Source organism: Acetobacter sicerae (assembly GCF_011516765.1).
In the GTDB taxonomy this organism is placed as follows: Bacteria; Pseudomonadota; Alphaproteobacteria; order Acetobacterales; family Acetobacteraceae; genus Acetobacter; species Acetobacter sicerae.
In genome coordinates this window covers 1-3,687 of the sequence record NZ_JAAABN010000050.1, presented here as the reverse complement: position 1 = coordinate 3,687, position 3,687 = coordinate 1, and the positions used below count along the sequence as shown (strand labels likewise).

General features: G+C 61.6%; 2 protein-coding genes. One reads left to right on the top strand and one right to left on the bottom strand.

Going from position 1 to position 3,687, the window contains the following annotated elements; translation table 11 throughout:
- Window positions 1-33 precede the first annotated feature (33 nt).
- A complete protein-coding gene (locus GVI59_RS18335; protein ID WP_173575481.1) occupies window positions 34-2,919 on the bottom strand; it encodes a Tn3 family transposase in 2,886 nt (961 codons plus the stop codon).
- A 125-nt stretch (window positions 2,920-3,044) separates the two neighbouring features.
- On the opposite strand from GVI59_RS18335, the gene GVI59_RS18330 reads away from it, so the two are divergent.
- Window positions 3,045-3,659, top strand: coding sequence for a recombinase family protein (locus tag GVI59_RS18330; protein WP_173575480.1), 615 nt, complete (start codon window positions 3,045-3,047; stop codon window positions 3,657-3,659).
- The last annotated feature ends 28 nt before the right edge of the window (window positions 3,660-3,687 follow it).

Genomic DNA, 3,687 nt, shown 5'->3' with positions numbered 1-3,687 from the left:
GGGGTCGTTTGCGGGAGGGGGCGAAATCCTACGTTAAGGCTTTGGCCAGCGATATTCTCCGGTGAGATTGATGTGCTCCCATCCGAGCGGAGAGACGTGGGCCAAGAGATCGGGCGATAGCAGTTTTCCCTCGCGTTTGTGACTGGCAACGACTTCGCTCAGCTTCATGGTGTTCCAGAAGATGATGATGGCGGCTAGCAGGTTCATGCCGGCGATCCTGTAATGCTGGCCTTCGGCGGAACGGTCGCGGATTTCGCCGCGCCGGTGGAAGCTGATGGCTCGTTTCAGCGCGTGATGGGCCTCGCCCTTGTTGAGCCCGATCTGGGCACGGCGTTGCAGCTCGGCATCCAGAATCCAGTCGATCATGAACAGGGTCCGCTCGACGCGGCCGACCTCCCGCAAAGCCGTGGCCAGTTCGTTCTGCCTCGGATAGGAGGCAAGTTTGCGCAGGATCTGGCTTGGCGCGATGCTTCCGGCCGCGATGGTAGCAGCGATGCGCAGGATATCGGGCCAGTTGCGCTCGATCATGACCTGATTGATTTTTCCGCCGATCATGGCCCGCAGGTGGGCCGGGGCGGCCATGGGATTGAATGCATAGAGCCGTTTGGACGGCAGATCGCGAATGCGCGGAGCGAACCGATAGCCGAGAATGGCGCATGCGGCAAAGACGTGATCGGTGAAGCCGCCCGTATCAGCGAACTGCTCGCGGATATGGCGGCCGGCATCGTTCATAAGCAGGCCGTCGAGGATGTAAGGAGCTTCGCTCGCCGTCGCAGGGATCACCTGGGTCGCGAACGGCGCATATTGGTCGGAGACGTGGGTATAAGCCTTCAGGCCCGGGGTATTGCCGTATTTCGCGTTGACCAGGTTCATGGCCTCGCCTTGTTCCGTGGCGGAGAAGAACTGGCCGTCGCTCGAGGCCGAGCTGCCCATGCCCCAGAACTGGGCCATTGGTAGCACTGCTTGCGCCTCGACCACCATGGCCAGCGCCCGGTCGTAGGCTTCGCCCTCGACATGCCACCGTCCAATGCGGATCAGTTCCCAGAAGGTGTGTGTGTTCGTCGCGTCGGCCATCTTGCGTAGGCCGAGGTTGATCCCTTCCGCAAGGATGACGTTCATCAGCCCGATCCGGTCGGCGCAGGGCGCTCCAGTGCGCAGATGTGTGAACGCTTCGGTGAAGCCGGTCACTGCATCCACCTCCAGCAAGAGATCGGTGATGCGCGTGGGCGGGATCTGCTTGTAGAGATCGAGTACCAGATCTTCGGCGCCGGTCGGCACGGCGGCTTCGAGCTTCTCGATATGCAGAACGCCGTTTTCGATCGAACCGCCGGGAATCGTGCCCGTGCGTGCCGCACGGCCAAGCTCGCGCAACCGGATATCGAGACGAGCTTGGCGGTCCGCCAGCCATTCTTCCGGCCGCAATGGCACGGCGAGTCGACCGCTTTCCGCAACGGCTTGTGCCGGGACGAGTGCATGTTTCAGATCGCCATAGCGCCGGGATCTGGCCAGCCAGACATCCCCGGAGCGGAACGTATCGCGCAGATGGAACAGCACCGCGATCTCCCAGAGGCGGGTGTCGCCAATCGCCTGGGCACGAAGATGACGATGCCATTTCGAGCTAGGCCGAAGGAAGCCGATACGCGCGGCATCATTCACACCGGCGCGCAAGGCCGTCACCGCTTCCAGAAGCGGCAGCGCGACTGGCGCAGCCCGCAGATCGAGCAGGCGCAACATGCGAGGAGCGTACCGGCGGAAACGGTGATAGCCATCGAGCACATGATTGAGCGGATCGTCCGCCATGGTGGCGGTCAGTCGTGTTGCCATTGCAACAAGAGTTTTGAAACCGTCCCAACCCGATCCACGCGCAATGACGTCGTCCAGCGGCTGGCCGTCGTCCTGTGCATCGACCAGGGCTCCGCCAATTTCGGCGAAGGATTTCAAGGTGTCGCGCACCACGTTCGCCTCGTCGGCGACCTTCGCCTGGCAAATGCGCTCTGATGCACGGTAGAGCCTGCCGACGATCCGGTCGTGGGTTTCGACCACGGCGTCGGCGAGCATCGCCTGCCATTCCGACGCGCAAACGGCCAGAATAGCAAGCCGTCTGTCTTGCGGAAGATCGCGCATGCCATCTGCATAGTACCGTTCGCCCTGCCTACGCAGACGTGTCACGCGATGAGCAGGAACACCGGCCAGCAGATCCTCGGAGAAATCGATACGTTGCAGGTATTCGAGCCGGTCGAGCAGCCGGTTAGCCGACAAAGAGTTCGACCCAGGCTCGAATTGGCGCAACCACACGAAGCGAGTCACCCGGTCGTCAGCCGTCTCCTCGAGCAATGACAGCAACTGCTCCCGGATGGCCACGGACAGCCGGCTGGCGATCCTCGTCTCGATCCGCCGCTCAGCATCGACCAGGGCCTTGGCGCAAAGCCGCTCGATCGTCGATGTTGCAGGAAGAACCATGCGGGTGCGTCGGCACTCAGCCACGAAGCGGCGGGCGATATCCTCGTTCGACACCGCCATCTCGGCTTCCCGAAACAGCCAGTCCTTTAGTTCGCGTGAGCCACGTCCGGAGAAGGTACGGAATCCGTAGAGCGCCCGCAACTCGGCAAGATGTTCGTGCCGCGTCTCTTCGCGGGCGGCATACTCAACCAGATCGTCAGCACGCAGGCCAATTTGCGCCCCGATAAATTCAACGACTTCCGCCGGGATCAGTTCGCCCGGAGCCAACACCCGGCCGGGATAGCGAAGGACGCACAATTGCAGAGCGAAGCCGAACCTGTTGTGAGCGCGCCGACGCTGCTTGATATGGCCGAGGTCTTCATCGCTCAGCGTGTAGTGCCTCAACAAATCCGTCTGGGAGGTTGGCAGGCGCAGCAGCGCGTCCTTCTGTCTATCGGTGAGCGTGACGCGGCGCGGCATTCATGTTCCTTTTTCAAAAACTGATAATGTTCAAGACGCTTTGTTTATGAAGCTGGTTAAGATACATTTCTAGCGAACAAATCTTTCGTGGTCAGCGCGCCGCCTCAAACCAACGTTTAAGAAACATGATGATCGGATACGCACGCATCTCAAAAGCCGATGGCTCGCAGTCCCTCGACCTACAGCACGACGACCTGCGCGCCGCCGGCGTCGAACAGGACAACATCTATGAGGATCGCGCCTCCGGCGGCCGCGATGATCGGCCCGGACTGGCCGCCTGCCTGAAATCCCTGCGCGACGGCGACGTGTTGGTGGTCTGGAAGCTAGACCGCCTCGGGCGGTCGCTTACCCACCTGGTCAATACTATGAAGGATCTGTCGGATCGCAATATCGGCCTGCGGGTGCTGACCGGAAAGGGCGCTCAGATCGACACCACGACCGCATCCGGGCGCATGGTGTTCGGTATCTTCGCCACCCTGGCCGAGTTCGAGCGTGACCTGATCCGCGAACGGACTATGGCCGGCCTCGCCGCCGCAAGAGCGCGCGGTCGCAAAGGCGGCCGAAAATTCGCCCTGACCAAAGCACAGGTGCGTCTTGCTCAGGCCGCCATGGCGCAGCGCGACACTTCCGTTTCCGATCTGTGCAAGGAGCTCGGGATCCAGCGTGTCACTCTCTATCGATATGTCGGCCCAAAGGGCGAACTTAGGGACTACGGAAAGCGCGTCCTCGGCTTAGCGTAGGATTTCGCCCCCTCCCGCAAACGACCCC

Coding starts and splice junctions, on each gene's coding strand:
- GVI59_RS18335 (WP_173575481.1), bottom strand. CDS start 2,919: ATGCCGCGCCGCGTCACGCTCACCGATAGACAGAAGGACGCGCTGCTG.
- GVI59_RS18330 (WP_173575480.1), top strand. CDS start 3,045: ATGATGATCGGATACGCACGCATCTCAAAAGCCGATGGCTCGCAGTCC.